The sequence below is a fragment of the Streptomyces tyrfis genome, assembly GCF_037034285.1.
GTDB lineage: Bacteria > Actinomycetota > Actinomycetes > Streptomycetales > Streptomycetaceae > Streptomyces.
The window spans coordinates 97,846-124,830 of record NZ_JBAGJZ010000021.1 but is presented as its reverse complement, the minus strand read 5'-3'; the positions used below and the strand labels follow the sequence as shown (position 1 = coordinate 124,830).

Below are 26,985 nucleotides of genomic sequence, written 5' to 3'. Positions count from 1 at the left end.
CGAGGGAAGGCATGAGGATCGTTGTGGATGCCGGCGCGGGCGCACGCTACGACTTCGACACCGTCATCGACCGCCGGGGCACCTGGTGCGTCCAGTGGGACGGGGTCGCGGACCGGTTCGGGGCGGACGGGCTGCTGCCCTTCACCATCTCCGACATGGACTTCGAGACCGCCCCGCAGGTGCTGAGGGCGCTGCGGTCCCGGCTCGACCACGGGGTCTTCGGGTACACCACCTGGCGGCAGGACGACTTCCGCTCGGCGATAGCCCACTGGTACGAGACCCGGCACGGCACCCGGATCGACACCGAGCAGCTCGTCTACGGGCCGTCCGTGCTCAGCCAGCTCTCCCAGCTGCTCCAGATGTGGACGGCCGAGGGGGAGGGCGTCGTCGTCCACACTCCCGTGTACGACGGCTTCCGCAAGGCCATCACCGGGCTCGGGCGCGAACTGCGGGGCGTTCCGGTGGGGGACGCCGAGGCGCTGGAACGTGAACTCGCCCGTGCCGACAGCAAGGTCCTGGTGGTGTGCTCGCCGCACAACCCGACCGGGCGGGTGTGGACGCGGGACGAGCTGGGCGCGATGGCGTCGCTCGCCGCGCGGCACGGGGTCGCGGTGGTCAGCGACGAGATACACGCCGACTTCGTGCACCCGGGGCGAGTGCACGTGCCGTGGACGCGGGTCGCGGGTGAGGGGCGCTGGGCGGTGCTCTCGTCCGCCTCGAAGGCGTTCAATTTCCCGGCGCTGACCGGTTCGTACGGCCTGATCGGCGACCCGGCCGACCGGGCGGAGTTCCTGCGCCGGATGGAGACGGCGGAGGGGCTGGCCTCCCCGGCGGTGCTGTCGCTGACCGCGCACATCGCGGCGTACCGGGAGGGCGGGGACTGGCTGGACGCGGTCCGCGCCTATGTGGGCGGAAACCTGGAGCTGGTGGCGGAACGGCTGAACGAGGCGTTCCCGGAGTTGGGCTGGGAGCCGCCGCAGGCCGGTTACCTGGCGTGGATCGACCTGCGGCCGGCCGGCCTCGCCGGTGTCAACGGTGTCGATGTCGACGAGGCGTTGCAGCGGGTGCTGGTCGAACGTGAGAAGGTCGCGGTGATGCCGGGGACGGTGTACGGGGCGCCGGGCTTCGTGCGGCTGAACGTCGGATGCCCGCGGTCCAAGGTGGAGGCCGGGGTCGAGGCCCTGATCCGCGGCGTACGGGCCGTGGCGGGCGCCGCGTCGTAGGGCCGGGCCGCCGGCCGGGACGGGTGTCTGCCGGGACAGGTGCGTGCTGGCACGGGCGGTACTGGCACGGGCGGTAGTGGGACGAGCGGTAGTGGGACGGGGGCGTCGGGCCTGGGGCGGCCTGGCGGCTCCCGGGCGGACCGAGTGGCCGCCGCGTGGCCCGGTGGCTCACGGCGGCTGGTCCGGCTCCGGGCAACCCGACGGGTTCCCGGGCGGCCGACGAGCGTCGGGCCCGGGCGGCCCGATGGCTGCCGTGCGCCGCAGCGGGGATGCTGCTCGTATGCCTGTGCCTGTGCCTGACGCGGCGACGGGAGCCATCCGCGTCGCCTCCACCAAGGGGCGGTGGGTCGTCCTCACCACCGTGCTCGGCTCCACCATGGCCCTGCTGGACTCCACCGTCGTCAATGTCGCCCTGCCCCGCATCGGCAAGGACCTCGGAGCCGACCTGGCCGCCCTGCAATGGACCGTCAACGCCTACATGCTGACGCTCGCCGGGCTGATCCTCCTCGGAGGAGCCCTCGGCGACCGGTTCGGGCGGCGGCGGGTCTTCGTCATCGGCGTCGCCTGGTTCGCCGCCGCGTCCGTGATGTGCGGGATCGCGCCGAACGCCGCCGTCCTGATCGTCGCCCGCGCCCTTCAGGGCATCGGCGGGGCGCTGCTCACGCCCGGCTCGCTGGCGCTGATCCAGGCGAGCTTCCACCCCGACGACCGGGCCCGCGCGGTCGGGCTGTGGTCGGGGTTCGGCGGCATCGGCGCCGCCGTCGGGCCGTTCGTCGGCGGCTGGCTGGTCGACGGGCCCGGCTGGCGGTGGGTGTTCCTGCTCAATGTGCCGATCGCCGCGATCTGCGCGCCGGTCGCGCTGCGTCACGTGCCGGAGTCCCGCGACCCGAAGGCGCGCGGGCGCTTCGACGTCACTGGCGCGGTGCTCGCCGCGCTCGCCCTGGCCCTGGTCACCTACGCGCTGATCGAGGCGGCGGGCCAGGGCGCGTCCGGCGCGGTGATCGGGACGGCCGCTGCCGGGGTCGTGCTCGGGGCCGTGTTCGTACGGGTGGAACGCCGGCTGCGGGAGCCGATGCTGCCGCCGTCGGTGTTCGCGTCCCGGCAGTTCACCGCGGTCAACGTCATCACCCTCTGCGTGTACGCGGCGCTCGGCGGTTTCTTCTTCCTCGCCGCGATCCAGCTCCAGGTCGTGGCCGGGTACTCGGCCCTGGGCGCGGGTGCGGCCCTGCTGCCCACGACCCTGCTGATGCTGTTCTTCTCCGCTTCCTCGGGCGAGCTGGGGCAGCGGATCGGGCCGCGCCTCCCGCTCACCCTCGGGCCGCTGGTCGCCGCCGCCGGGATGCTGCTGATGCTGCGGGTCGGGCCCGGCGCGCACTCCGTCTCCGCCTACCTCACGGGCGTGCTTCCGGCCGTCGCCGTGCTCGGCGTCGGCATGGTCACCCTGGTGGCGCCGCTCACCGCGACGGTCCTGGCCTCGGTGGACACCGCGCGGGCCGGTCTCGCCAGCGGGATCAACAACGCGGCCGCCCGCGCCGCCGGGCTGATCGCGGTGGCCGCGCTGCCGCTGCTCGCGGGGATGGGGCCGGAGACGTACCGGAACGCCGGGGATTTCGCGTCGGCGTTCCGGCGGGCCATGCCGATGTGCGCCGGGGCGCTCGTGCTGGGCTCGCTGGTCGCCTGGGCGACCGTACGGAACCCGCCGCGGGCGCCGGCGGCGGAGAAGCCGGGCGCGCGGCGGGGCGAACGGCCCGAGTGCACGGTGAACTGCGGCGTCGTCGCGCCGCCTCTGGAGCCCGCGCCGCCTCTGGAGCCCGCCCCGTTCTCGGAGACCGACTCGTCTCCGGAGGCCGGTCCGTCCCCGGGGACGGGTCCGTCTGCGCAGACCGGTCCGTCTCCGGGAGCCGGTCCGGTGGCGGGGTCCGGCCGGTCCTCGGAGGCCGCGCCTGATGAGGGGGAGGACGGCCCGGGGAGCCCGGGCCCTCCCGTCGCGGACTGACCCGGGACGCGGGAGCCGGCAGCCGGGACCCGGGGGCTCGGGGGCTCGGGGGCCGGGGCCGGAGGGGCGGGGGCCGGGGGCTCGGGGGGCCGGGGCCGGAGGGGCGGGGGCCGGGGGCTCGGGGGCCGCTCGCGGACCGTGACCTGGGAGCCCCGAGGCGGCTCTGCGGCCGTCTCGGGGCCGCAGAAGGGGCGGTCCTGGGGCGCTCCTGGGGCCGTCCGAGGCTCCGCCGCAGGGCGTGGTTCGTCCGCCCGGCGGAACGGCCGGCACTCGGTGTGAACCGTCGCGACCGGGAGTCGCCGCGCACCGGCGTGAACGGTCTCGGCGCCGCGCGCCCGGGGTACCCGGGGCGTGCATGTGCCAGGCACACTTGAACCCATGTCGATCCACGAGAACCTGCTCGGGGGACCGCCCCCGACCCGCCTGCCAGACGACCCCGAGCCGCGCGAACTGCTCGCGAGCGGCACGGCCCCCGCCGACGTCGCCGCGAAGTACCCGGCCTCCTCCCTGGCCTGGGCGCAGCTCGCCGACGAGGCGTTCGAGGGTGGCCGCGTCGTCGAGTCGTACGCCTACGCCCGCACCGGCTACCACCGCGGCCTCGACGCGCTGCGCCGGGCCGGCTGGAAGGGCCACGGCCCCGTGCCGTTCGAGCACGAGCCGAACCGGGGCTTCCTGCGTGCCCTGCACGCGCTGGCGCGGGCCGCCGGGGCGATCGGGGAGCAGGAGGAGTACGAGCGCTGCACGACGTTCCTGCGCGACTCCTCGCCCACGGCCGCCGACACCCTCGGCTGAGGGCCGTCCCCTCGGCCGGGGGCCGTCCCCTCGGCCGAGGGCTGTCCCGTCGTCCCCGGCGGGCGCGCGTCGACAGCTGCGACGCCTCGTCGGGCCCGCCCCGGGCGCACTTCAGGGGCACGCACGCACGCGCCCTGAACGGCGTCCCGGGCGTCCACGACGCGCTCCAGGCCCCGCGGAGGATCGTCCTCCGCGGGGCCTGCGTGTCCGCGGGGCCTCCGTTTAGGATGCCGACAGGGGACCGGAGCTCCACCACCTCACGGAAGGGGCGGACCGCTACCCGGAAGCTCGTGTCGAGGAGACAGAAATGTCGACGATCCACCCCGACCCCGAAGCCACCGGTGCGGAGACCCCGCATCTCGACTTCGAGGGAACGACTCCGTACGAGGACTACGTCCAGGCGGATGTCCTGACCCACCTCCAGCACCCTCTCTCCGACGACCCGGGCGAGATGGTCTTCCTGGTCACCACCCAGGTCATGGAGTTGTGGTTCACCGTCATCGTGCACGAGTGGGAGACCGCCGCGCACGCCCTGCGCGAGGACCGGCTGACGGTCGCGCGCGACGCGCTCAAGAGGTCCGTGCGGGAGCTGGAGGCGCTCAACGCCTCCTGGACGCCACTGGCCCAGCTCACCCCCGCCCAGTTCAACTCCTACCGGGGCGCCCTGGGCGAGGGTTCCGGTTTCCAGTCCGCGATGTACCGGCGGATGGAGTTCCTGCTCGGCGAGAAGTCCGCGTCCATGCTGGTGCCGCACCGGGGCGCGCCCCGCGTCCACGCCGAACTGGAGAAGGCCCTGGGCGAGCCGAGTCTGTACGACGAGACGCTCGCCCTGCTCGCCCGGCGCGGCCACGCCGTACCGCAGTCCGTGCTCGGCCGCGACCTCACGCAGCGGTACGAGCCGTCCCCCGAGGTCGAGGCCGTGTGGGCGGAGATCTACGCCGCCCCCGACCAGAACGACGAGCTGGTCCGGCTGGGCGAGGCGCTGACCGACGTCGGCGAACTGGTGTGGCGCTGGCGCAACGACCACCTGGTCGCCACCCGCCGCGCGATGGGCTCGAAGACCGGTACGGGCGGCTCCGCCGGGGTCGCGTGGCTGGAGAAGCGGGCCGCCAAGAACGTCTTCCCCGAGTTGTGGAGCGCGCGCAGCCATGTCTGAGACCCTCGCCGCGCGGGCCGCCGCGCTCGACGCCGCCGACCGGCTCGCCGGCCGGCGTGAGCTGTTCGCCCTCGACGACACCGTCTATCTGGACGGCAACTCGCTCGGCGCGCTGCCCGCCCACGTACCCGACCGGCTGCGGGAGGTGATCACCCGTGAATGGGGCCGGCTGCGCATCCGGTCCTGGGACGAGAGCGGCTGGTGGACCGCGCCCGAGCGGATCGGCGACCGGATCGCCCCGCTGGTCGGGGCCGCCGCCGGACAGATCGTCGTCGGTGACTCCACCAGCGTGAACGTCTTCAAGGCCCTCGTCGCCGCCACCCGGCTGGCGCCCGAGGGGCGGGACGAGATCCTCGTCGACGCCACGACGTTCCCGACGGACGGGTACATCGCCGGGTCCGCGGCCCGGATGACCGGTCACCGGCTCGTCCCCGTCGCCCCCGCCGAGGCGCCGGACGCCCTCGGCCCCCGTACCGCGGCCGTCCTGCTCAACCACGTCGACTACCGCACCGGCAGGCTCCACGACCTGCCCGGGCTCACCGCCGCCGTGCACGCGGCGGGCGCCCTCGCCGTCTGGGACCTGTGCCACAGCGCGGGCGCCCTGCCGGTGGGGCTCGACGCGCACGGCGTGGACCTGGCGTTCGGCTGCACGTACAAGTACCTGAACGGCGGCCCGGGTTCGCCCGCCTACCTGTACGTCGCCGAGCGCCACCAGGCGGACTTCGACTCGCCGCTGCCGGGGTGGACGTCGCACGCCGACCCGTTCGGGATGACGCCCGGATACGCGCCGGCGGACGGCGCCGTACGGGGCCGGGTCGGCACCCCCGACATCCTCTCCATGCTGGCGCTGGAGGCGTCGTTGGACGTGTGGGACGGGGTGTCGATCGAGGCGGTGCGGGCCAAGTCCCTCGCGCTGACGGACTTCTTCCTGGAGTGCGTCGACGCGTACGCGCCCGAGGGCCGGGTCGCCTCCCTCACCCCGGCCGCGCACGCGGAACGCGGCAGCCAGGTCGCGCTGCGGTGCGCGGACGCGGACGCGGTGATGAGCGCCCTCATCGAGCGGGGCGTGGTCGGTGACCTGCGGCGGCCGGACGTGCTGCGGTTCGGGTTCACCCCGCTGTACGTGGGGTTCGCGGACGTGGAACGGGCGGCGCGGGTGCTGGGGGAGGTGCTCCGCGAGGTGCCCGGCGGGGTTCCCGGGTCGCCGTCCGACGAGGTGCCGGCCGGGGTTCCGGGAGCGCCGTCCGGCGAGGTGCTCGACGGGGTTCCGGGAGCGCCGTCCGGCGCCGAAACGGCTCGCTGATCCGCTCTTCCCGGCGGACGGGCACATCGCCGGGCGCCGTCCTGATCCGCCCGTGAGGGGCGGGGCCGTTCGTACTGGTACCGTCCCCGCAGGTCAGGCCAGTTGGCCTGACATCATGTCGGCTTGACGGTCCGTCGGCCCGCCGCGCAGGCGGGCCGACGGGGGCTCCGGCGGGGGTTGCCGACGCGGCGGGCTGTGGGAACGGACAGGACAGGACGGGTTGGAGCAGCATGTCGGATTCTGCCGCGATGTTGGATTCTGCCGCGCGTGATCGGAACGCGGCCGAGACCGAGTCGGCGTTCTCCCATCCACCGGTCGCCCCCGACGCGTCCGCCGCCTACGGGGACCACCCCGACCAGCTGATCGACTTCTACGCCCCCCGGAACGGCCGGCCCGGCGCGCCGGTCGTGGTCGTCCTGCACGGCGGGGCCTGGCGGGCGCCGTACGACCGGCGGCATGTCTCGCCGTTCGCGGACTTCCTGGCCCGGCGCGGATTCGCCGTGGCCAACGTCGAGTACCGGTGCGGCGGCGATGTCCCGGGGCAGCGGGACTCCGAACCGGTCGCGGGCCGCTGGCCGGAGACGTTCGACGACGTCGCCGCGGCGATGGACGCCCTGCCCGCCCTGCTGATGCGCGAACTCCCGGAGGCCGACGCCCGGCGGATCGTTGTGACCGGGCACTCGGCGGGCGGGCAGCTCGCCCTGTGGGCCGCCGCCCGGCACGTACTGCCCGCCGGCTCGCCGTGGCGGCTGCCCGCGCCGCCGCCGCTGCGGGGCGTCGTCGCGCTCGCCCCGATCGCGGACTTCACCACGGCGGTAGAGCTGAACGTGTGCTCGGGAGCGGTCGGTCAACTCCTCGGCGGTCAGGAGAACTTCGCGGAACGCGCCCGTCACGCCGACCCGGCAGTGCTGCTGCCCACCGGCATCGCGACGGTCGTGGTGCAGGGCACCGAGGACATCGACGTGCCGCAGCCCGTCTCGGAGGCGTTCGTCGACGCGGCGGCGCGGGCGGGGGAGACGGTGGGACTCACCCTGCTGCCCGGGGTCGGCCACTTCCCGCTGATCGACCCGGCGAGCGGCGCGTGCGCGGTGGTGGCGGAGGAGATCGCCCAACTGGCCTGGTGAGCCCGACGGTCCGGGGTCGTCCGACTGGCCTGGTGGACCCGACGGTCCGGGGGCGTCCGACGGTCCAGGGGTGACGTGCCTGGCGGCCCCGCGCGGCCGACCGCCGGCCGGATGCGCGCCGTCGGCGTCGCGCCCGCTCGTCAGAATCGCGTCCGCCCGCGTCCGCCCGCGTCCGCCCGCGTCCGCCCGCGTCCGCCCGCGTCCGCCCGCGTCCGCCCGCGTCCGCCCGCGTCCGCCCGCGTCCGCCCGCGTCCGCCCGCGTCCGCCCGTGCGTGTCGGCCGCGCAGTGGGCCCGTAGTACTTGCGACGGACGGCTCAGGATCCGCACCACTGCTGACGACCCCGGCCGGAGCGGCCCCTACCGTGGAAACGTGACCGAGACCAGAACCAGAAGCCCCGAGCTCAGGCTGGCCGCGAAGGTGTTGGGCGGCCTGCGGCACGACCTTCTCAGCGACGCCTTCGCCTACCGCCCGCTGGCGCGGATGCGCACCGACGGGGCGCTGACCCGCCGGCTGCCGGAGCGGACGCGTGAACGGATCGCCTGGACACCCCACGCGCTGGTCGGCGCGGCCGCGTTCCTCGCGGCCGTCGTGGGCCTCTCCTCGGTGTACCACTCCGGACCGCGCTTCGTGCTGGAGACCGTCATGACCGCGCTGCTTCCGGCGGCGACGGTGCTGATGACGCTCGTCCGGCCGGTCGGGGCGTTCTGGGCCTCACTGGCGGTCACCCCGTTCGCGGCGGCCGTCGGCGGCGACTCCTGGCCCTGGACGTCGAGCGTCCTGGTCTCGCACCTGGTGGTGATGGTGGTGGTCACGGCCCGGACCCGGCCCCGTACCGGTGCCTGGATGTGGCTGATCTCCGGCCTGTTCGCCGCTGTGCTGGACAACATCGGCGGTGGGCAGCCCTGGTCGACCACCGGCCCCTTCGCCGTCTTCTCCGCCGTCGCGCTGCTGCTGGTCGCCGTGGTGCAGATCCGCCGTGACGCGGAACGCGAGGTCACCGTGCAGCGCACCGTGACCGCCGTCGAGCGCGACCGGCGGACCCTGCTGGAGGAACGCACCACCATCGCCCGGGAACTGCACGACGTGGTCGCCCACCACATGTCGGTCGTCGCGATCCAGGCGGAGGCCGCCCCGTACCGGGTGGAGAATCCGCCGCCCGAACTGGAGCAGGCGTTCGCCACGATCCGGGAGAACGCGGTCTCGGCCCTCACCGAACTCCGCCGGGTCCTCGGCGTCGTACGGGCCGACGACCAGCAGATGCCGGACGCTCCGCAACCCACTCTCGCCCAGCTCGACGGGCTTCTCGACAATGTGCGCGAGGCGGGCCTGGAGGCCGAGAAGACCGTCACCGGTGCGATACGCGAACTTCCGCAGGGCGTGGAGCTCTCGGCGTACCGGATCATCCAGGAGGCGCTCAGCAACACCCTGCGGCACGCGCCGGGGGCCACCGCCAAGGTGGAGATCGGGTACGTGCTGGGCGGGCTGGGGCTGCGCGTGGTGAACGGGCCGCCGAACGCTCCGGTGAAGCCCTCGCCCGGCGCGGGGCACGGGATCACGGGGATGCGGGAACGGGTCGCGATGCTGAACGGCACGATGACGGCCGGGGCGACCGGCGACGGCGGCTACGAGATCGCCGTGTTCATCCCCGTCCCCCTCGAAACCGACACCGACACCGGGGCCGAGACCAGTACGTGCCCCGAGACCGATACAGGCTCTGCCAGCGGTACGGGCACAGGCACAGGAACGAGTACGGGCACAGGCACGAGTACGGGCACAGGCACGAGTACGAGTACGAGTACGAGTACGGACAATGCTGCGGGGACCCGGGACATGAAGGGTGCCGCGCAGGCGGCACAGCCGCTACAGGCATCCCCGACGGCGCGGACAGTGCGGATGGACGTGGTGGACACGATGAAGTCGACGGACACATTGGACCAGGCATGACCTCCCTTTCCCCTTCTCCTTTCCCTTCCCCCTCCTCCGCCGCGTCCTTTGCCGCCCCGCCCATCAGGGTGCTGATCGTGGACGACCAGATGATGGTCCGCGAGGGCTTCTCGGTCCTGCTCAACGCCATGCCGGGAATCGAGGTCGTCGGCGAGGCGGTCGACGGGCGGCAGGCCATCGCGCGGGTCGCGGCGCTGCGCCCCGACGTGGTGCTGATGGACATCCGGATGCCGGAGCTCAACGGCATCGAGGCCACCCGCGAGATCGTCGCCGCCGACGCGGACGCCAAGGTGCTGGTACTGACCACATTCGACCTGGACGAGTACGTGTACCAGGCGCTGCGCGCGGGGGCGTCCGGCTTCCTCCTCAAGGACGCTTCGGCCCGCCAACTGGCTGAGGGCGTAAGGGTGGTGGCCGCCGGCGAGGCGCTGCTCGCACCGGCCGTGACCAAGCGGCTGATCAACGAGTTCTCCAAGCTCGCCGAGACCCCGCGCGCGCCCACGCTCGCCCGGGTCGGGGACCTCACGGAACGCGAGACGGAGGTGCTCGTCCTCATCGCCCAGGGCCGGTCGAACGCGGAGATCGCCTCGTACCTGGTGGTCGCCGAGTCCACCGTCAAGACGCACGTCAGTCGCATCTTGGTGAAACTGGGCCTGCGCGACCGCACCCAGGCCGCCGTCTTCGCGTACGAGGCCAGGCTGGTCACACCCTCCTGACCGGCCCGAACGCGGAAGGAACGGGGACGGGATCCGAACCACCGGAAACGGGGGCCGGCCCGAAGCCGACCCGAAGCATGCCCGAACTGGCCCGAAGGCAGCCCATCGAGAACGGGGCAGCCCACCGAGAACGAGGCAGCCCATCGAGAACGGGGGCTGGTCGACGACGACCTTGGCCGGTTAGCGTCCGTATATGTACCCCTCCTCCCGTCCCACGGCCGACGCTCCTGCCGGAGCGTCCGAGCCCTCCGGACCGCACGCGTCCTTCGACCCCTGGTCACCGGCGTTCGTGGCCGATCCGTATCCGGCTTACGCCGGGTTGCGGGCAGCCGGGCGGGTGCACTACTTCGAGCCGAGCGACCAGTGGCTCGTCCCGCACTACGCCGATGTGTCCGCCCTCCTGCGCGACCGGCGCCTGGGCCGTACCTATCTGCACCGTTTCACCCACGAGGAGTTCGGCCGCACCCCGCCGCCCGCCGAGCACGAGCCCTTCCACACCCTGAACGGTCAGGGACTCCTCGACCTGGAGGCGCCCGATCACACCCGGATCCGGCGCCTGGTCTCCAAGGCGTTCACCCCGCGCACGGTCGAGCGACTCGTCCCCACGGTGCGGCGGCTCGCGGCCGAGCTCGTCGACTCGTTCGTCGAATCCGGCGGCGGCGACCTGCTCAAGGCCGTCGCGGAACCGCTGCCCGTGGCGGTCATCGCGGAGATGCTCGGCATTCCGGAGTCCGACCGCGCCCCGCTGCGGCCCTGGTCGGCGGCGATCTGCGGAATGTTCGAGCTGAACCCGTCGGACGACACGGCCCGTGCCGCCGTACGCGCCTCGCTCGAATTCTCCGCGTACCTGCGTGAGCTGATCAAGGAACGGCGGAGGAATCCCGGTACGGACCTCGTCTCCGCGCTCATCGCCGCCCACGACGACGGGGAGCGGCTGAGCGAACAGGAGATGATCTCCACCTGCGTTCTGCTGCTCAACGCGGGGCACGAGGCGACCGTCAACACCACGGTGAACGGCTGGTGGACGCTGCTGCGCCACCCCGAACAGCTCGCCGCCCTGCACGCCGACCCCGGGCTGCTGCCGACGGCGATCGAGGAGCTGATGCGATACGACACCCCCCTCCAGATGTTCGAACGCTGGGTCCTTGACGACATCGAGATCGATGGCACGGTCATCCCTCGTGGCTCCGAAGTGGCCCTGCTCTTCGGTTCCGCCAATCGCGACCCCGCCCGCTTCACGGACCCGGACGTCCTGGACCTGGCCCGCCGCGAGAATCCGCACATCACCTTCGGCGCCGGCATCCACTTCTGCCTGGGCGCCCCACTGGCCAGGGTCGAACTCGCCGCCTCCTTCGGCGAGCTGCTGCGCCGCGCCCCGAACCTCCGGCTGGCGGCCGAACCGGAATGGAACCCGGGCTATGTCATCCGAGGACTGAAGGAACTCCGCGTCGAGCTGTAGACGAGGCGGGAAAGCGGGAGAGGGGAGGGACAGCGGGAGAGGGGAGGGACAGCCACCCCCGGCTCAGTGCCCCTGCACCGCATCCCAACTCGGCAACTCCCCTCGCCAACCCGATTCGCCCCCTCAATCCGCCACCACTTCAATCCGGCATCGCCTCAATCCCGCACCCCGACTCAGCGCCCGGCCCCAGGCCCCCAAGCCGGCCCCCCGATTCAGCACCCCGATTCAGGACTCGGCTCGCAGCTCGGCGGCGGGCCGGCCAGCACGTCGAAGGCCACTCCAAAGGCGGTGAGCGCAGCGAGGAGTGTCACCGCCCCGAGAGCTGTCCGCCACCTTCCCCACGCCAGGGCGAAGAGCGCGATCCCGGCGGTGACGCCGCCGAGCGCCATGACCGGCAGCCCGAGCCAGAGCACGTTCCACTCCGACGCCCCTTCGAAGCCGCCGAAGATGCCTCGCCGACCGTAGGGGGCCCAAGCGAGCATCCCCGCGGCCCCGCCGACAGCGGCGGCCAGACATCCGGCCACTCCGCGAATGGCTTCCTTCCGATTGTCCATGACCCGGGGGACGCGGTCGCGCCACGGCAAGGTTGCGGTCGGGTGTTCGGTGCCGGGTGCTCGGTGCCGGGTGCCCGGGTTGCCCGGGCACCCGTGCCACCGGGTCAGGTCAGGACATCGCGTCTTCGCAGCGCCACCATTCCGGCGCCAACCAGAGCCGCCGCGGTCACCGTCAACGCCAGCACGGGACCCCACTCCATTCCGGAGCCGCCCGGCAGTTTCGGCAGATGGGTGAACGGCGACACGTCCATCACCGGTTGCGGCAGATCCAGGGCGGGCCCGATCCATCCCAGTGCCAGGCATATCCCCGCCACGCCCCAGGACGCCGTGGCGGCCTTCGGGAACGCCCCGTACAGCAGGACCGTGACACCGCCCAGCAGCCAGATCGCCGGCAGCTGGACCAGAGCCGCCCCCAGCACGGCCGGGAGCCGGTGCCCGTGGCCGGCGGCCAGGCCGAGACCGCCCACCACCATGATCAGGGCCGCCCCGCCGAACGCGAGGACCAGATGCCCCGCCGCCCAGCGCGGCCGGCTCACCCCGCAGGCGAGCACGGGTTCGGCGCGCCCGGCGGTCTCCTCGCCGTGCAGCCGCAGCACCGACGCCACGGTGTACAGCGCCGCGACCACGCCCAGCATGGAGACCATCGCCGCGAGGAACGCGTCGGTCAGGCCGGTCTGCCCGCCCATCCGCTCGAAGATCTCCTGTGTCTTCGGGTTGTCGCCGACGAGGTCCGCCGCCCCGTCGGTCAGCCCGCCGAAGACGACGCCGACAGCGGCGAAGGACAACGTCCACCCGAGCAGCGCACCCCGCTGGAGTCGCAGCGCGAGCCCGGACGCCGACGCGATCCGGCCCCGCGCGGGCCCGGGCCGGGTCGCCAGGAAGCTCATGCCGACATCACGCCGCCCCGCCAGGGCGTACGCGAGGACGGCCTGAACCGCGATCGCGGCGGCCATGAGGAGCAGCACCCACCAGCGGGTCAGGGCGTATGCCCGGACGTTCTCCGCCCAGCCGAGGGGCGAGAGCCAGGTCAGAACGGACGAGCCGTCGTCCGTCGCCGCGTCGCCCGCCGCCTTCAGGACGAACGCGGCACCGAGCACCGCCGCCGTGAGCCCCTTCGCGAGCCGCGCGCTCTCGGTGAACTGCGCGGCCGTCGCCGCCGTGCAGGCGAACAGCACACCGGTCCCGGCGACCGCTGCGGCGAGTGCCACCGCGCCCGGCCCACCGGCACCCGACCCGGCCAGGCCGACCGCGATGACCAGCGCCAGCGCCGCGTTGGCGATCAACGCGGCGAGCAGTGCGGCGGTCAGCGGGGCGCGGCGCCCCACCATCGCGGAGGAGAGCATCTCCTGACGGCCGGTCTCCTCTTCCTCCCGAGTGTGCCGTATGACGACGATCAGGCTCATCACGGCGGCCAGCGCCCCGCCGAAACAGACCATCCGCCAACTGACCAGCCCGCCCACGGAGTCGTCGAAGACCGGCCCGTACAGCGCCCGGAGGGAGCTGTTGCCGTTCATCGACGCGGCCAGCTCGGCGCGCTGAGCCGCGGTGTCATACAGCGAGGCGAAGGACTTGCCGACCGAGGCGAAGGAGCCGCCGAGCACGATCACCCAGATCGGCATCATGATCCGGTCGCGCCGCAGAGCGAGCCGCAGCAGTGTCCAGACACCGGCGAACTGCTCGTTCAGGGAGCCGGCCCGGGCCCCCGCACCGGGGGAGGCGGCCGTGGTCACAGCGGTCATCGCGCCGTCACCTCCATGTCCTCGCCGCCGTCCGTCCCGTCCGTCCCGTCCGTCCCGTCCGCTCTGCCGGTCGGGCTCGGTGCGCCGGTCGTGACGGCTGCGCTCCACCCGTCCGTCGAGGCGGTCGCGTCCGCCGATTCCGTCGCGTAGTGGCGGAGGAAGAGCTGCTCCAGCGTGGGCGGTGTGCTGGTCAGCGTCCGGACGCCCGCTGCGGAGAGCGTTCTGAGCACCGCGTCCAGCTTGTCCGTGTCGACCTGGAGTGTCACCCGCAGGCCCTGGACCTGGAGGTCGTGGACGCCGGGCAGACGGGCCAGCCCGTCGGGCGCGCCGGCCAGCTCGGCGCTGATGTTCGTCCGGGTCAGATGGCGCATCTCCGCGAGCGAGCCGGTCTCGACCGTCCGCCCTTGACGGATGATGCTGACCCGGTCGCAGAGCGTCTCGACCTCGCTGAGGATGTGACTGGACAGCAGGATCGTCCGCCCGCGCGCGCGTTCCTCGGCGACGCAGCCCTGGAAGACCCCCTCCATCAGCGGATCGAGGCCGCTGGTCGGCTCGTCGAGGATCAGCAGATCCACGTCGGAGGCGAAGGCGGCGACGAGGGCGACCTTCTGCCGGTTGCCCTTGGAGTACGTGCGCCCCTTCTTCGTCGGGTCGAGCTCGAACCGCTCGACGAGGTCGGCCCGCCGGCTCCGGTCGAGGCCGCCGCGCAGCCGCCCGTACAGGTCGATCACCTCACCACCCGACAGGTTGCGCCACAGCGTGACGTCACCGGGGACATACGCCACCCGCCGGTGGAGCTCGACCGCGTCGGCCCACGGATCGCGGCCGAGCAGCCGGGCGGTGCCGGAGTCGGGCCGCAGCAGACCCAGCAGCACCCGGATGGTGGTGGACTTCCCGGAGCCGTTGGGCCCGAGGAAGCCGTGGACCTCACCGGTCTCGACCGCGAGGTCCAGACCGTCCAGCGCGTGCGTCCGACCGAACGACTTGTGCAGCCCGGCCACCGTGATTGCCTTCGTCATGTTTTGAAGCTACGCTACTTTCATGAACTTGTGAAGTTAAGGAAGCGTATAAACTTGGGGGCACGGTGAGGACCGGAGAAGCAGGGGAGACGATCGGTGATGGCCGGCGAGACCGAACAGAGCGCGCGTGCCGGGCGGGACGCGGAGGCCGTGTCCCGGTTCGTGGAGCGGTTCGCCTCCGATCTGACATCAGCGGGGATGCAGCGGATGGCGTCGCGTGTCTTCGCCGCGCTCCTCGCGGACGACGACGGGACGATGACGTCCGCCGAGCTGGCCCTGGCGCTGCAGATCAGCCCCGCCGCGGTGTCCGGCGCGATCAATTACCTCACGCAGGTGAGCATGGTCGGCCGCGAGCGCGAACCGGGCTCGCGGCGGGACCGCTACCGGTTGCACGACGAGCTCTGGTACACCACCTTCGCCAACCGCGACCGGGTGCTCACCCGTTGGGAGAGCACGCTCAAGGAGGGTGCCCACGTCCTGGGCGAACACACCCCGGCCGGGGCCAGACTCGCGGAGACCGCGGCGTTCTTCGAGTTCGTGCAGGCGGAGTTGGCCGGGATGATGGACCGCTGGAGCGAGTACCGGAAGACCCTCGACCTGCCGACCGCCGACGAAACCCGCGCTCCCTGACGCACCGACCGTCCGTCGAGCCATCCACGCAGTTCGACGGTGCCGGTCGGCGCGGGCAGTCCGGCCCAGGGGTGATTGACGGGTCCCGGAGGGAGAATGCGCAGCAGCCCCTCCGGCGAGACACCGACTCCGCCGGTCCCACCGGGCGTCTCGCCGCGCACCTCCCCGGGTACTTCGTGTGGCTCTTCGGGACTCTTCTGCGGCCCCTCGCCCGCGCCCTCTGTCGAACGGGCGCGGAGCGGTTCCGAGGAGGCGCCGCCACCGTCCGTTCGCTCAGCCGGGAAGACGACGAGCACGGGCCCGGTGCCCGCGCCGTGTCCCGATCCGTCGTGAAGCAGCGCGTACCGGTGGATCCTGGAAGCCGGAGCGACGGCGGCATGGGCCACCAGACGTGCTGTCGGGATTCCCGAGGCGATCGCCCGCCAGGCCGTGAACAGCCCGAACGCGGCGCTCAACACGGCAACCACCCTCAGCAGATCCGGGATCTGCTCGCGGCCCAGGGTTCCGGACAGCACCGCGATCGAGCCCGCGTAACCCAGCGACCACAGCGGTGTCCACGCGCCGGCGGCCTCCCGCAGCTCGGGCACCCGCCACCACCGCACCGCCTGCCCCGGCCGCACATCACCGACCGGGCGAGGTGCCACGGGGTCCGGGCCGCGCAGCCGGGCCTGCTGCTCCGCCGCAGCCGCGAACGAGTCGTAGCCGCCCGGAGCGGATCCGGCCGGAGCGAACCCGGCCTCGGATCCGGCCTTGGATCCGGCCTCGGACCTGCTATCGGAGTCAGCAATGGTCCCGCAGCTGGAGTCGGCATCGGTCCCCCGGTGGGATCCGGTCGCCGGTGGGCGGTTGCCCGCCCGGTCATGGCGGGATGCGTCCGACGCCCGCCCCGCGGTGTGCGGCACCAGGGCCAACAGCTCACCTGGTCCGGGTCCGCCCGACACTACGGCGGCGCCCCGTGTCCCGCGCTGCAGGGCGACCGAAGTGTGGGCGGTCCACGGCCCGGCTCCGAGGATCCTCCGCATCCGCCGGGCCCGGCCCGGGCCCGCACGGCGGCCCCGCCCAGCAGCACCGCCGCGCCCGGACCGGCGACGGTCGGGGCGGCCGAGGCGAAGCCATCTCCGAGAAGGGCTAGGAGCGGGGCGACGACCAGCAGTGTCGTACCCGCACCCGCCCAGGTGAGGGCCGAGCGTCGGTACCGTTCCAGTGCCTCCGCCGTTCTCGGCCGATCGAGTGCTACCGGTGCCGTCCCCGCCGCTACCGGTGCCGCCCCCGCCGCCGGGGTCACCCCGATGGAGGATCCGGTCCCTTCGGGCCGGTCCGCCTCGGCGCCTGGTCCCGACCCATCGGAGTCGGCGGCGTCGGTGGCGTCGGCCACGGGGTCCGTGCCGTTCTCGGCATCCGCGCCGGTCTCGGGCTCAGCGCCGGCCCTGGCATCCGTGTCGACCACGGCATTCGCGTCGGCCACGTCGGCCACGTCGGCCACGTCGGCCACGTCGGCCACGGTGTCCGCGTCGGTCAGGTTGGCGGCGTCGACCACCGGGGCCGTGTCGTGGGTGTCGTTCGACAAGCTTCGCCCCGCCCTCCGTCCGTTCCGCTTCGTTCGCTCCCGCGTCCCGGGTTCCACGCCCAGGCCGGCGGGCTCCACGCCCAGGCCGGCGGGCTCCACGCCCAGGCCGGCGGGCTCCACGCCCAGGGCGGCGGGCTCCACGCCCAAGCGCTGGGTTCCACGTCCAGGCCCTGGGGCCCCACGTCCAAGCCGTGGTTCCCACGCCCGGGCCGCCGGGTTTCCGAGTGCCGAGCTTTCGAGTTGCCGTGCCGGGAAGGCCCTGCCCTGGAAGGTTCCGTGCCGGACAGGGCCTGTGTCGACAGGTTGCGGGGTGGAAGTTTCCGGGGCGGAGGGTTCCGGGGTCGAAGTGTCCGGGGTCGAAGTTTCCGGGGCGGGCGGGCCCGCGCCGGGTGGTTTCGCCCCAGGTGCCCGGATGGCGGCCGTTGTGGTTCCGCTTCGGCCGTCGCTACCCCACCGCTTCCGCCCCGGCCCCGGCTTCGGGCTCGGTCACCGGCAGCACCAGCCCCCAGGCCCCCGCCCGTACGGTCCAGGTGCGCGTCCTGACCGGGCCGCCGACCTGCACATCGGCCCGATAGCGGAAGTCCGCGCCCGAGACCGTGACCGCCTTCGCCTCCGCCATGACCGGCGCGGCCGCCGGAGGACGTATCACCACCTCCGCGAGGCCCCCGTCGCGGTTCCGCGAGGTCACCGTCACGGACTCGACCGGGCGGTCCAGGTCGTTCAGCAGGACGCCGTCCGCCTCGACACGCAGCCGGTGCGTGCGGGCCGCGCCCGCCGGCGCCGAGGGGGCCGGGCGTACCAGGGAGCGGACCAGCGAGCGGCAGGTGTCCCACACCGCCGTCACCCCGGTGGGGGCGGCCATGGCGTCCGGCGGCGCGCTCGGGGCCGGAATGTGCAGGGCCCCCAGGACGACGCCGTCGCTGTCGTCGACCAGCAGGTTCAGCCTGCGCACGGCGCCGTCCAGCGCGGTGCGCGCCGCAGCCACAGCGCCCCGGGGCACGCCGAGCGAATGGGCGAGTTCCAGCGAGGCGGGGGCGCCGACCGGGACCAGCGACAGCGACTTCTCGCCCGACTCCCGCTCCCGGTGCAGCAGCGTCACCGCCTGCCGCAACGCGTGGTCGTCGCCGACCACCACCGGCCGCCGGCAACCCCGGCGGGACAGGGCCCGCGCGAACTCCTCGGGCCCTTCGGGCAGGCAGATCTTGGCATGCGAACCGGCGCTGAGCACGTCCTTCGCGATGCGAACGGACTCGCCGTCGGTCCGGCGGGCTACCGGGTCGATGACCACCAGCAGCTGGTGCGCACCGTCGCCGGGGGGCTGGGCAGCCGACACCTCGGTCCTTCCTCGGGTAGCATCTTGGTGCAAGAGCCCCTTGCGCTATTGCGCCAGGGGCTTCGTCTATACCGGGGCACCCGGTTCGACGGTTCAGGCACTGCCGTACGGCGCCGTACGGCATGTACGGCGTTTCGTACGCCCCCTGACCTTGGACATGCCCCGCCCGGAAGGGGTGTACGCCTGTGCCCGCACTTGTGCTGCTCGGTGCTCAGTGGGGTGACGAGGGCAAGGGAAAGGCCACCGACCTGCTCGGTGGCTCCGTTGACTACGTGGTGCGCTATCAGGGCGGAAACAACGCCGGACACACGGTGGTCGTCGGCGACCAGAAGTACGCACTGCATCTCCTCCCCTCCGGAATCCTCTCGCCGGGGTGCACCCCGGTCATCGGAAACGGTGTCGTCGTCGATCCGGCGGTCCTGCTCTCCGAGCTGAGCGGGCTGAACGAGCGTGGCGTGGATACGTCCAAGCTACTGATCAGCGGCAACGCCCATTTGATCACCCCTTACAACGTCACGATCGACAAGGTGACGGAACGCTTCCTCGGGAAGCGGAGGATCGGCACGACCGGCCGCGGCATCGGCCCGACATACGCCGACAAGATCAACCGTGTGGGCATCCGCGTCCAGGACCTCTACGACGAGTCGATCCTGGAGCAGAAGGTCGAGGCGGCCCTGGAGCAGAAGAACCAGCTCCTCGCCAAGGCCTTCAACCGGCGCGCCATCGAGCCCGCCAAGATCGTCGAGGAGATGCTCCAGTACGCGGAGCAGATCAAGCCCTACATCGCGGACACGACGCTGATCCTGAACAACGCCATCGACGAGGGCAAGGTCGTCCTCTTCGAGGGCGGTCAGGGCACGCTGCTCGACGTCGACCACGGCACGTACCCGTTCGTCACCTCGTCGAACCCGACCGCGGGCGGCGCCTGCACCGGTTCCGGCGTGGGCCCGACGAAGATCAGCCGGGTCATCGGCATCCTCAAGGCGTACACCACGCGCGTCGGCGCCGGGCCGTTCCCGACGGAGCTGTTCGACGAGGACGGCGAGGCGCTGCGCCGGATCGGCGGCGAGCGCGGCGTCACCACCGGCCGCGACCGCCGCTGCGGCTGGTTCGACGCGGTGATCGCGCGGTACGCGACCCGGGTCAACGGTCTCACCGACTTCTTCCTCACCAAGCTGGACGTGCTGACCGGCTGGGAGCAGATCCCGGTCTGCGTCGCGTACGAGATCGACGGCAAGCGGGTCGAGGAACTCCCGTACAGCCAGACCGACTTCCACCACGCGAAGCCGGTGTACGAGATGCTGCCGGGCTGGTCGGAGGACATCACGAAGGCCAAGACCTTCTCCGATCTGCCGAAGAACGCGCAGGCGTACGTGAAGGCGCTGGAGGACATGTCCGGAGCCCCGATCTCCGCGATCGGCGTCGGCCCCGGCCGCACCGAGACCATCGAGATCAACTCCTTCCTCTAGGGGCTTTCGCCCCGGCGGGTCCTGCGGGGTTCGCCCGGCAGGTGGTCTCACCGACGCCGTGAGCGCGGTGGGCCGAGAGCGCGGTGATGAGGGCCGGGACGGCATGTCCCGGCCCTCACTCGCGTGTGTTCCGGCCGGGGCTCGCGTGCGTCGGCCCTCACGTTCCGCCCCTGGGCCGCAGGTGCGACCGCGCATGCCCGGCCGGTCCCGAGTCCGGGCCCGTGCGCGCGGTGGCCCGCGTGCGCGTGGCGGCTTCCTGCGTGCCGTGGCTTCCTGCGCGGTGGTCTCCGGGGGCGGGAGCACGGTCCCGCGGCCGGCGGGGTCAGTTCTCGCCGCAGACGCGCAGGCCCTGCGGGGTGGCGCACGGCAGGTGCCCCGGGCGCGGATGACGTCCTGGCCGTTGCCCCGGCTCAGATAGGCCAGGAAGCTGGAGGCCAGGGAGTCGGCGGGCGGCCGGCCATAGGTGTAGGCGTACTCGATCTCCCGGAACGGGTACGTGCCCGTGCCGATCGTGTCGACGGACGGGACGGCGGACTCGATGGCGAGCTGGTGGGCCCCCGACAGCCTGGTACCGGACCGCACTTCGCTGTAGCCGATCGCTCCGTCGAGCCGGCCCACGGCGGACAGCACCTGTTCCGTGGAGTCGAGTTCGCAGCGGATGACCGGGGCCTGCGGGTCGTCCTTCGTGACGCAGTCGCGGGAGGACTGGGCGGGTTCGTTGCGGCCGAGCACACGGCGCTGGAAGACCTCGCGGGTCCCGGAGTTGGCGTCCCGGCTCACCAGGAGAACGGGCAGGTCGGGCCCGTCGAGTTCCTTCCAGTTGCGGATGTCGCCCCGGTAGAGCCTCAGGACGTCCGCGAGGGTCAGGTTCTTCAGCGGCACCCGGTCGTTGACGACGAGGCGGAAGAGCGAGACGGCGACCCGGCTCTCGCGGAGTTGGGGGAAGCCGTCCGGCTTGGGGCCGTCGGAGAGGGCGATCAGCGCGGGCGAGCCGGACTTCCCGGACTTCGCCCCGCGTTCGGCCAGTTCCCGTACGCCCGCGGTGCTGCCGGGCGGGTCGACGTCGATGCGGGAGCCCTCGCACGCCTTCTCGTACTTGTCCGCCAGCTCGCGCAGAACGGGCTCGAAGGCGGTGGAACCGGTCACCGTCAGCCGGCCGCGGACGCAGCCCATCGGGGGCGGGCTGTCGTCCCGTACCAGGATGATCGAGGCGAGGGTGATGACGCAGACGGTCAGCGCCACGGTGATCAGCCGGGCGGCCCGCCCGAACATCGGCGGCTTGTCGTCGGGGCGCGCGGCACGGTTCGGCGTCACCTCCCCGTCCCGGATACCGCCGGTGATCCTGATCGGACTGTCCACGGTCCCGCCGGCGAGCAGCACCAGCAGCTTGAAGTGCTCGCCGCGGTTGAGCGGTACACGGGGCAGCCGGATGAGCGGGCCCTCGTGGCGCATCCCGCCGTCCGGTGCGAAGTGCTCCATCAGATGGTCGGCGCCGGGCGCCTGGGTGACCGCGATGCCGCGTACCGTGCGACCCGTGAACTCGACGGTCAGGCCGTGCAGGTCGCGTCCGGTGTAGTCGTTGTCCGCGATGGACTGGGAGCCGTCGTTCTCGATCCGCAGCAGAACGAGCGTGGCGTCGGCCATGTCGGGCGTCTCGCTGAAGAGGCCGAGCCGGACGTCGGCCCGGCCCTCGCTGACGGCGCTTCCGATCGGGGTGTCCATCTGGACCCGGTAGCCGATGTGTTTGCGGCGGGGCACCCGGCGCTCGTACCAGAGCACGCCGATGGACGCCAGCACGCCCAGGACGGTGGTGGCCACGGCCACGACGTTCTCGGCGCTGAACCACTCCATGATTTCCTCGCACTCCCCTCGTCCGGACGCTCGGGGGGACGGGCCCCGAGCGGTGCCGGTGTGCGGCTGGTCGTCGGCCGGTCGGTCGATCGGTCGATCGGTCGGTTGGGTCGACCGGTCGGTTGGGACGGCCGGTCCGTCACGGGCCGGTCCGTCATGCGGTCCGCCACGTGGTGGGTCGGTCCTGTGCGACCGGCCGGCCGGTCCTGTGCGGTGGGTCGAACCGGGCGTGGTGCGATGGCCGGTTCCAGCCGGTGTCGTACCTGTGTGCGGCCCCGATCCCGGGGACACGGTACGAGCGCCGGAGGGCGGGCGAGGGCCGAGAGAGCTCGTCGGCAGGCATTCGCCCGCCGTTCTCCGCCCGTATCGCGGCTGATTCCATGGGGTGGCCGAATCCGTGCATACCGTCCCACCGCTCGCTCGGGGCGACGCCTTGGGCAGGTGTCCAGGGCGGGGGCCTTCGGCTGGGGCCCTCCGGGCGGCGCCTTTCGGGCGGATGCCTTGGGGCGGGGCATCCGGGAGGAGGCAGGAACTACACCCTTGACAGGTCCAGACCAATGCGGCTTCAGTGGCGGGACGCGCAGTCGGCTCGCCGGGTGTTCGGCGTGCCCCGCCGAAGGAGTGTGCAGTGCTGAACCGCATCAGGAGCCGTCTGGCCGTGCTGGGCGCCGTCGTCACGACGGTCGCCTGCCTTCTCCCCGCCGTCGCCACGGCGACAGCCGCGCACGCGGCCGCGTCCGTGACGGCGGAGTGCGCGCCCGTGTGGAGTGCCTCGGCCGAGTACACGGCGGGCGTCGGCGTATCGCACCATGGACGCAACTGGACGGCCAAGTGGTGGACACGGAACGGGAGTCCGGGCGCGGCGGCCGTCTGGGCCGACCGGGGGGCCTGTACGGGCGGGGTCTCCGACTTCGTGATCAGCGAGGCCCAGTTCGACCGGATCTTCCCGGACCGGGACCCCTTCTACACGTATCAGGGCCTGATCGACGCCCTGCATGCCTACCCGCGCTTCGCGAACACCGGGACGCCGGAGACGCGCGCCCGGGAGGCCGCCGCGTTCCTGACCCACGCCGACTTCGAGTCGGTCGGGCTGCGGTATGTGAAGGAGATCAACGAGGCCAATTACTGGCGCAAGTGCGACTACAGCATGCCCTACGGCTGTCCGGCGGGGCAGGCGGCCTACTACGGCCGGGGCCCGATCATGTTCAGCTGGAACTTCAACTACAAGGCCGCCGGCGACGCGCTCGGGCTCGACCTGCTCCACAACCCCTGGCTGGTGGAGCAGGATCCGTCCGTCGCCTGGCGGACGGCCCTGTGGTACTGGAACACGCAGAACGGCCCCGGCACCATGACCTCGCACGACGCCATGGTCGGCGGCGCGGGCTTCGGTGAGACGATCCGCTCGCTGAACGGGGCCCTGGAGTGCGACGGCGGCAATCCCGGTTCGGTGGCGGCACGAGTCGCCGGGTACGAGCGGATCACCGGCATCCTCGACGTGGCGCCGGGCTCCCAGCTGTCCTGCTGACTCCCGGCTGTCCTGCTGAATGGAGAAACGCGTTCCGCATGTTGGACGGGCCCGGGCGTTTCCTTCGGGCCAGCCGATCCCTGATCACCCGTCAGCTATACGAACTCCCGCCTGCATTACGTCTGTTGAGGGCGGTTGCGGGCGACCTCGGACGCGGCGGCCCCGCCCCGGAGGCGCCGATTCGCAAGAGTTTCCGAGGATGGTCTAGACCTTGACAGGCTTCGAGCGGCGGCGCTTGAGTGGCCGTCACCCCCCATGGCGGCGCACCGTCCGTTTCGGTGCGCCGCATCGAAGGAGTGATCACGTGATCAGACGCATCCTGGGCCTGTTCGCCGCGCTGGGCGCGGTCGTCGCCATGGTCGTCGTCCTCCCCGCCACGACGGCCGCGGCGGCCGACTGCGCGGCACCCTGGAACCCCTCGTCCGTCTACACCGGCGGCGGCACGGCCTCCTACAACGGACACAACTGGACCGCCAAGTGGTGGACCCAGAACGAGACGCCCGGCAGCTCCGACGTCTGGGCCGATCAGGGCAGTTGCGGCGGTGGCGGCGGTGGCACGGACCCGGGCAACCCGTCCGGATTCGTCGTCAGCGAGGCCCAGTTCAACCAGATGTTCCCGAACCGGAACCCCTTCTACACGTACAACGGACTGACGGCGGCGCTGAGTTCCTACCCGGGCTTCGCCAACACCGGCAGCGACACCGTCAAGCGTCAGGAGGCGGCGGCGTTCCTCGCCAACGTCAGCCATGAGACGGGCGGCCTGGTGTACGTGGTCGAGCAGAACACGTCGAACTACCCGCACTACTGCGACAGCAGCCAGCCCTACGGCTGCCCGGCCGGGCAGGCCGCGTACTACGGCCGCGGTCCTATCCAGCTCAGCTGGAACTTCAACTACAAGGCCGCGGGCGACGCCCTCGGCATCGACCTGCTGGGCAACCCGTACCTGGTCGAGCAGGACGCCGCGGTCGCCTGGCGGACCGGCCTCTGGTACTGGAACACGCAGAACGGGCCCGGCACCATGACCGCGCACCAGGCGATGGTGAACGGCGCCGGGTTCGGCGAGACCATCCGCTCCATCAACGGCAGCCTGGAGTGCAATGGCGGCAACCCCGCCCAGGTCCAGAGCCGTATCGACCGCTACAAGGCGTTCGTGCAGATCCTGGGCACCACCCCAGGGAACAACCTCAGCTGCTGACCGGCCCCGCTGGTCCGCGGATTCCTCACCCGCCGCCGTGCGTGCCGCGCGCGTCGGCGGGTGAGGAATCCTCTCCCGCACGTGATGGGGGCGCATCCGGCCCTGCCGGACGCGCCCCCATCACGCGTACGCGCCCCGGGCCCGGCGCCCGGCCCCCCTGAGCCAGGGCCCCGGCGCTCGGCTTCAGGGCCTCGGCTTCAGGGGGTGGTGGGCGTGCCGGCGACCTCCAGGGCCCGGAAGGCCAGCCACAGGTCGTAGCGGGCGCTCGGGGCCTGGAGCAGCGAGCGCTGGAGCGCCGCTTCGAGACGCGTGAGCCGCTTGCGCACGCCCGGCACCGAGATGCCCAGCACGGCGGCGGTCCGGGCCAGTTGGGCCTCGCAGTCCAGCCAGACGCGAAGGGTGGTGTGCGGGTCGGCGGCCGGGCGGGAGTCGCCCGGTGCGGCGAGCGGGCGCAACTGGTGCGCCGCCCACTCCTGGACGGCCGGTCCGCGCAGGATGTCGTCCAGAAGCGGGCGGGGGCCGGGGGCCGCGGGAGTCTCGTACGCCCCAGGCGTTCCAGGCGTTCCAGGCGTTCCAGGCGTACCTGGGTTCCCGGGCGTTCCTGGGTCTCCGGGCGTCCGCGGGTCCGTGCGGGGCACGCTCGGGGTGGCGCGGATGCGGAGGGCCAGGTCGAGGGCGGCCTGGTCGGCGAGCCGGGTCAGGTCGAGGCCGAGCAGTTCACCGATCAGCCGCAGCCGAGCCGCGAGGGTGTTCCGGTGGATCTTCAGATGCTGGGTGGCGTGCGAGGAGAACGACAGCCAGGAGGAGAGCGTCGCGGTGAGCTCCTGACTCCCGGGGTCCTGGCCGCGCCGCGGTACGTGGGTGAGCAGCGGGTGCAGCAGCTCGTCGGCCCAGCGCGCACCGGCCGCGCCGACGACCAGCGCCGCCTCCGGCGCGGAGCCGAACCGGGCGTGCCGGGCGGGCAGTCCACGGGCCACGGCCAGGGCGTGGAACGCCTGGCGGTACCCGATCGCCGTGTCGGACAGCGGTACGTCCTCGCCGGCCCCGACGACGCACTCCTCCACCGCGTCGGCGATCCGCCGCCCGACCGGCGGGGCGGTCGCGTCCGGCCGGGCGGACGGCGAGGCGGTCGCGTGCGGTCCGGCCGGCGTGATCAGGATCAGGTGGCGCGCGTACACCGGGCACCGCACGATCCAGGACCTGCCGCCGGACAGCTCCGCGCAGACCCGGGCCACCTCGTCGCGGCGCCCTGCGGGGCATTCCACGACGTACACCCGTACCGGGTCGGGCAGTTCGGGCTTCAGCGCGCCCGCGACCTGATGCGCGATGGACAGCTGGCCCGTCATGATCAGGTGCAGGACCGCCTCCCGGTTGCGTGACTCCGCCAGGTCCACACGGCGGCGCCGGCGTTCCACGGTCTCCGCCGACCAGCACATGGCGAGCGGTGCGGCGACGTCGGAGACGAGGGTGGCGAGCCGCTCCGGCAGCGGGCGCGGGGCGACGACGGCCAGCAGCGGGGGAGCGGTGTCGGGCGGGCCGTCGAGGCGGAGGAGCAGCGCGGTGTGCCGTCCCCGGTCGAACGAGGAGGAGCGCGCGCCGTGCGAGGCCAGCTGCCTGGCTCCCTCGGCCGCCAGCGCGGCGGCCTCGGCGGCCCGCGCGGCGGTACCGGCGGCCGGAGCGGAGGGCACCGCTGGGGGCGTGGGGCGACCCGTCGACGGTGCGGGGCGTCCCGCTGACGGTGCGGAGCGCTCCGTCGACGGCGTGGGGCGTTCCGCCGGCGGTGTGGGGCGGCTGGTCCCGGCGCGGCCGGGCGTCGTCGCGTCGGCGACGTCCGGGCCCCTGGTCACGCCGTGCAGGACGCCGCCGCCCGGGTCGAGCAGCCCGGCCCAGCCGCCGGCCCGGCCGGCCAGCCAGCGCAGGAGTTCCCGCGAGCCACCGGTTCGGGCCAGCCGGTACATCCGCACTATGTCGTCGGCCCGCTCCCGCTCGTGCACCCGTCCTCCGCTCCTCGCGCTCCCGCGCTTCCGTTACCCGCGCTCCGGCGCACCACGCGTCGCGCGCTCCGGCGCATCGCGCTTCGTACGCTCCGGGGCATCGCGCTTCGTACGCTCCGGGGCCCCCGCGTCCGCGCCTCGCAGCCCTGTGCCGCCGGACACTCCGCGTTCGTGCGCCCGGCGTCTTCGTACGCCCCGCGCGCACGTCCGTACGCGGGCGTCCGCACGCCTCCGGGGCCCGCCGAAAACCGGAGCGCAGCGTACCGGTTTCACTGTGCAACCTGATACTTCCGGCGGCTCACACAGTGCGAACTGAATCTTTCTGTCGCGTACCTGACGCCGTAGAGTCCGGAAACGGTTGCGGCGCCCTTCGGGGGAGGGGCACGGGGGCGAC

At 73.0% G+C, this 26,985-nt stretch carries 17 protein-coding genes and 3 pseudogenes; 13 read left to right on the top strand and 7 right to left on the bottom strand.

From position 1 onward, the window contains the following. Nucleotides 1-11 precede the first annotated feature (11 nt). The 9 genes and pseudogenes from WA762_RS18195 to WA762_RS18155 all read left to right on the top strand — a co-directional run bounded on the left by WA762_RS18195 (nt 12) and on the right by WA762_RS18155 (nt 11,715). Complete coding sequence (locus WA762_RS18195; RefSeq protein WP_335936855.1) at nt 12-1,223, top strand: MalY/PatB family protein; 1,212 nt, start codon at nt 12-14, stop codon at nt 1,221-1,223. 280 nt (nt 1,224-1,503) lie between these two features. Further along, nucleotides 1,504-3,019 (top strand): annotated as a pseudogene (locus WA762_RS18190) (MFS transporter); the annotation flags it as partial. A 578-nt stretch (nt 3,020-3,597) separates the two neighbouring features. Next, on the top strand, nt 3,598-4,011 hold the full coding sequence (locus WA762_RS18185) for a DUF3151 domain-containing protein (protein WP_335936853.1): 414 nt from the start codon (nt 3,598-3,600) through the stop codon (nt 4,009-4,011). A gap of 307 nt (nt 4,012-4,318) precedes the next feature. Beyond that, nucleotides 4,319-5,167, top strand: coding sequence for a tryptophan 2,3-dioxygenase family protein (locus WA762_RS18180; protein ID WP_335936852.1), 849 nt, complete (start codon nt 4,319-4,321; stop codon nt 5,165-5,167). Further along, a pseudogene (gene kynU, locus WA762_RS18175) lies at nt 5,160-6,341 on the top strand (kynureninase); the annotation flags it as partial. The gene WA762_RS18180 and the pseudogene kynU, both read left to right, overlap by 8 nt. 377 nt (nt 6,342-6,718) lie before the next feature. Then, the gene (locus tag WA762_RS18170; protein ID WP_335936851.1) at nt 6,719-7,594 is read left to right on the top strand and encodes an alpha/beta hydrolase family protein; all 876 of its coding nucleotides are present in this window, start codon (nt 6,719-6,721) and stop codon (nt 7,592-7,594) included. A gap of 371 nt (nt 7,595-7,965) precedes the next feature. Next, nucleotides 7,966-9,540 (top strand): sensor histidine kinase, encoded by a 1,575-nt coding sequence (locus tag WA762_RS18165; RefSeq protein WP_335936850.1) that lies wholly within the window; start codon nt 7,966-7,968, stop codon nt 9,538-9,540. After that, a complete protein-coding gene (locus WA762_RS18160; RefSeq protein ID WP_335936849.1) occupies nt 9,537-10,256 on the top strand; it encodes a response regulator transcription factor in 720 nt (239 codons plus the stop codon). The genes WA762_RS18165 and WA762_RS18160 overlap by 4 nt, the downstream gene beginning before the upstream one ends. A 193-nt stretch (nt 10,257-10,449) precedes the next feature. After that, nucleotides 10,450-11,715 (top strand): cytochrome P450, encoded by a 1,266-nt coding sequence (locus tag WA762_RS18155; RefSeq protein ID WP_335936848.1) that lies wholly within the window; start codon nt 10,450-10,452, stop codon nt 11,713-11,715. A gap of 212 nt (nt 11,716-11,927) precedes the next feature. Here WA762_RS18155 and WA762_RS18150 read toward each other — a convergent pair whose 3' ends face one another. The 3 genes from WA762_RS18150 to WA762_RS18140 form a co-directional block, all read right to left on the bottom strand. Further along, a complete protein-coding gene (locus WA762_RS18150; RefSeq protein ID WP_443080621.1) occupies nt 11,928-12,239 on the bottom strand; it encodes a hypothetical protein in 312 nt (103 codons plus the stop codon). A 134-nt stretch (nt 12,240-12,373) separates the two neighbouring features. After that, nucleotides 12,374-14,008, bottom strand: coding sequence for an ABC transporter permease (locus WA762_RS18145; protein WP_335936846.1), 1,635 nt, complete (start codon nt 14,006-14,008; stop codon nt 12,374-12,376). Then, entirely contained in the window at nt 14,005-15,027 is a 1,023-nt protein-coding gene (locus tag WA762_RS18140; RefSeq protein WP_335936845.1) for an ABC transporter ATP-binding protein, read from the bottom strand. The genes WA762_RS18145 and WA762_RS18140 overlap by 4 nt, the downstream gene beginning before the upstream one ends. Nucleotides 15,028-15,126: 99 nt before the next feature. Here WA762_RS18140 and WA762_RS18135 point away from each other — a divergent pair, with 99 nt between their 5' ends. Continuing rightward, nucleotides 15,127-15,657: a GbsR/MarR family transcriptional regulator gene (locus WA762_RS18135; protein ID WP_335936844.1), complete on the top strand. Its 531-nt coding sequence runs from the start codon at nt 15,127-15,129 to the stop codon at nt 15,655-15,657. A 940-nt stretch (nt 15,658-16,597) separates the two neighbouring features. Here WA762_RS18135 and WA762_RS18130 read toward each other — a convergent pair. Both WA762_RS18130 and WA762_RS18125 read right to left on the bottom strand, forming a co-directional pair. Then, on the bottom strand, nt 16,598-17,224 hold the full coding sequence (locus WA762_RS18130; RefSeq protein ID WP_335936843.1) for a hypothetical protein: 627 nt from the start codon (nt 17,222-17,224) through the stop codon (nt 16,598-16,600). Between the two features lie 445 nt (nt 17,225-17,669). Beyond that, a complete protein-coding gene (locus WA762_RS18125) occupies nt 17,670-18,557 on the bottom strand; it encodes a diacylglycerol kinase family protein (protein WP_335936842.1) in 888 nt (295 codons plus the stop codon). Between the two features lie 185 nt (nt 18,558-18,742). On the opposite strand from WA762_RS18125, the gene WA762_RS18120 reads away from it, so the two are divergent. Beyond that, complete coding sequence (locus WA762_RS18120; RefSeq protein ID WP_335936841.1) at nt 18,743-20,026, top strand: adenylosuccinate synthase; 1,284 nt, start codon at nt 18,743-18,745, stop codon at nt 20,024-20,026. 322 nt (nt 20,027-20,348) lie between these two features. Here WA762_RS18120 and WA762_RS18115 read toward each other — a convergent pair. Further along, nucleotides 20,349-21,877, bottom strand: a pseudogene (locus tag WA762_RS18115) (substrate-binding domain-containing protein). 628 nt (nt 21,878-22,505) lie between these two features. Between WA762_RS18115 and WA762_RS18110 the strand changes: the two are divergent. Next, on the top strand, nt 22,506-23,402 hold the full coding sequence (locus tag WA762_RS18110; protein WP_335936840.1) for a glycoside hydrolase family 19 protein: 897 nt from the start codon (nt 22,506-22,508) through the stop codon (nt 23,400-23,402). Nucleotides 23,403-23,706: 304 nt separating this feature from the next. After that, on the top strand, nt 23,707-24,597 hold the full coding sequence (locus WA762_RS18105; protein ID WP_335936839.1) for a glycoside hydrolase family 19 protein: 891 nt from the start codon (nt 23,707-23,709) through the stop codon (nt 24,595-24,597). Nucleotides 24,598-24,794: 197 nt separating this feature from the next. Here the strand turns inward: WA762_RS18105 and WA762_RS18100 are convergent, their stop codons facing one another. Next, nucleotides 24,795-26,555 (bottom strand): helix-turn-helix domain-containing protein, encoded by a 1,761-nt coding sequence (locus tag WA762_RS18100; protein WP_443080623.1) that lies wholly within the window; start codon nt 26,553-26,555, stop codon nt 24,795-24,797. Nucleotides 26,556-26,985: the final 430 nt, after the last annotated feature.

Bases quoted from the DNA above. Each gene is read 5' to 3' on its own strand.
- WA762_RS18195 (WP_335936855.1), top strand. From the start codon at position 12: ATGAGGATCGTTGTGGATGCCGGCGCGGGCGCACGCTACGACTTCGAC.
- WA762_RS18185 (WP_335936853.1), top strand. From the start codon at position 3,598: ATGTCGATCCACGAGAACCTGCTCGGGGGACCGCCCCCGACCCGCCTG.
- WA762_RS18180 (WP_335936852.1), top strand. From the start codon at position 4,319: ATGTCGACGATCCACCCCGACCCCGAAGCCACCGGTGCGGAGACCCCG.
- WA762_RS18170 (WP_335936851.1), top strand. From the start codon at position 6,719: ATGTTGGATTCTGCCGCGCGTGATCGGAACGCGGCCGAGACCGAGTCG.
- WA762_RS18160 (WP_335936849.1), top strand. From the start codon at position 9,537: ATGACCTCCCTTTCCCCTTCTCCTTTCCCTTCCCCCTCCTCCGCCGCG.
- WA762_RS18155 (WP_335936848.1), top strand. From the start codon at position 10,450: ATGTACCCCTCCTCCCGTCCCACGGCCGACGCTCCTGCCGGAGCGTCC.
- WA762_RS18145 (WP_335936846.1), bottom strand. From the start codon at position 14,008: ATGACCGCTGTGACCACGGCCGCCTCCCCCGGTGCGGGGGCCCGGGCC.
- WA762_RS18140 (WP_335936845.1), bottom strand. From the start codon at position 15,027: ATGACGAAGGCAATCACGGTGGCCGGGCTGCACAAGTCGTTCGGTCGG.
- WA762_RS18135 (WP_335936844.1), top strand. From the start codon at position 15,127: ATGGCCGGCGAGACCGAACAGAGCGCGCGTGCCGGGCGGGACGCGGAG.
- WA762_RS18100 (WP_443080623.1), bottom strand. From the start codon at position 26,555: ATGTACCGGCTGGCCCGAACCGGTGGCTCGCGGGAACTCCTGCGCTGG.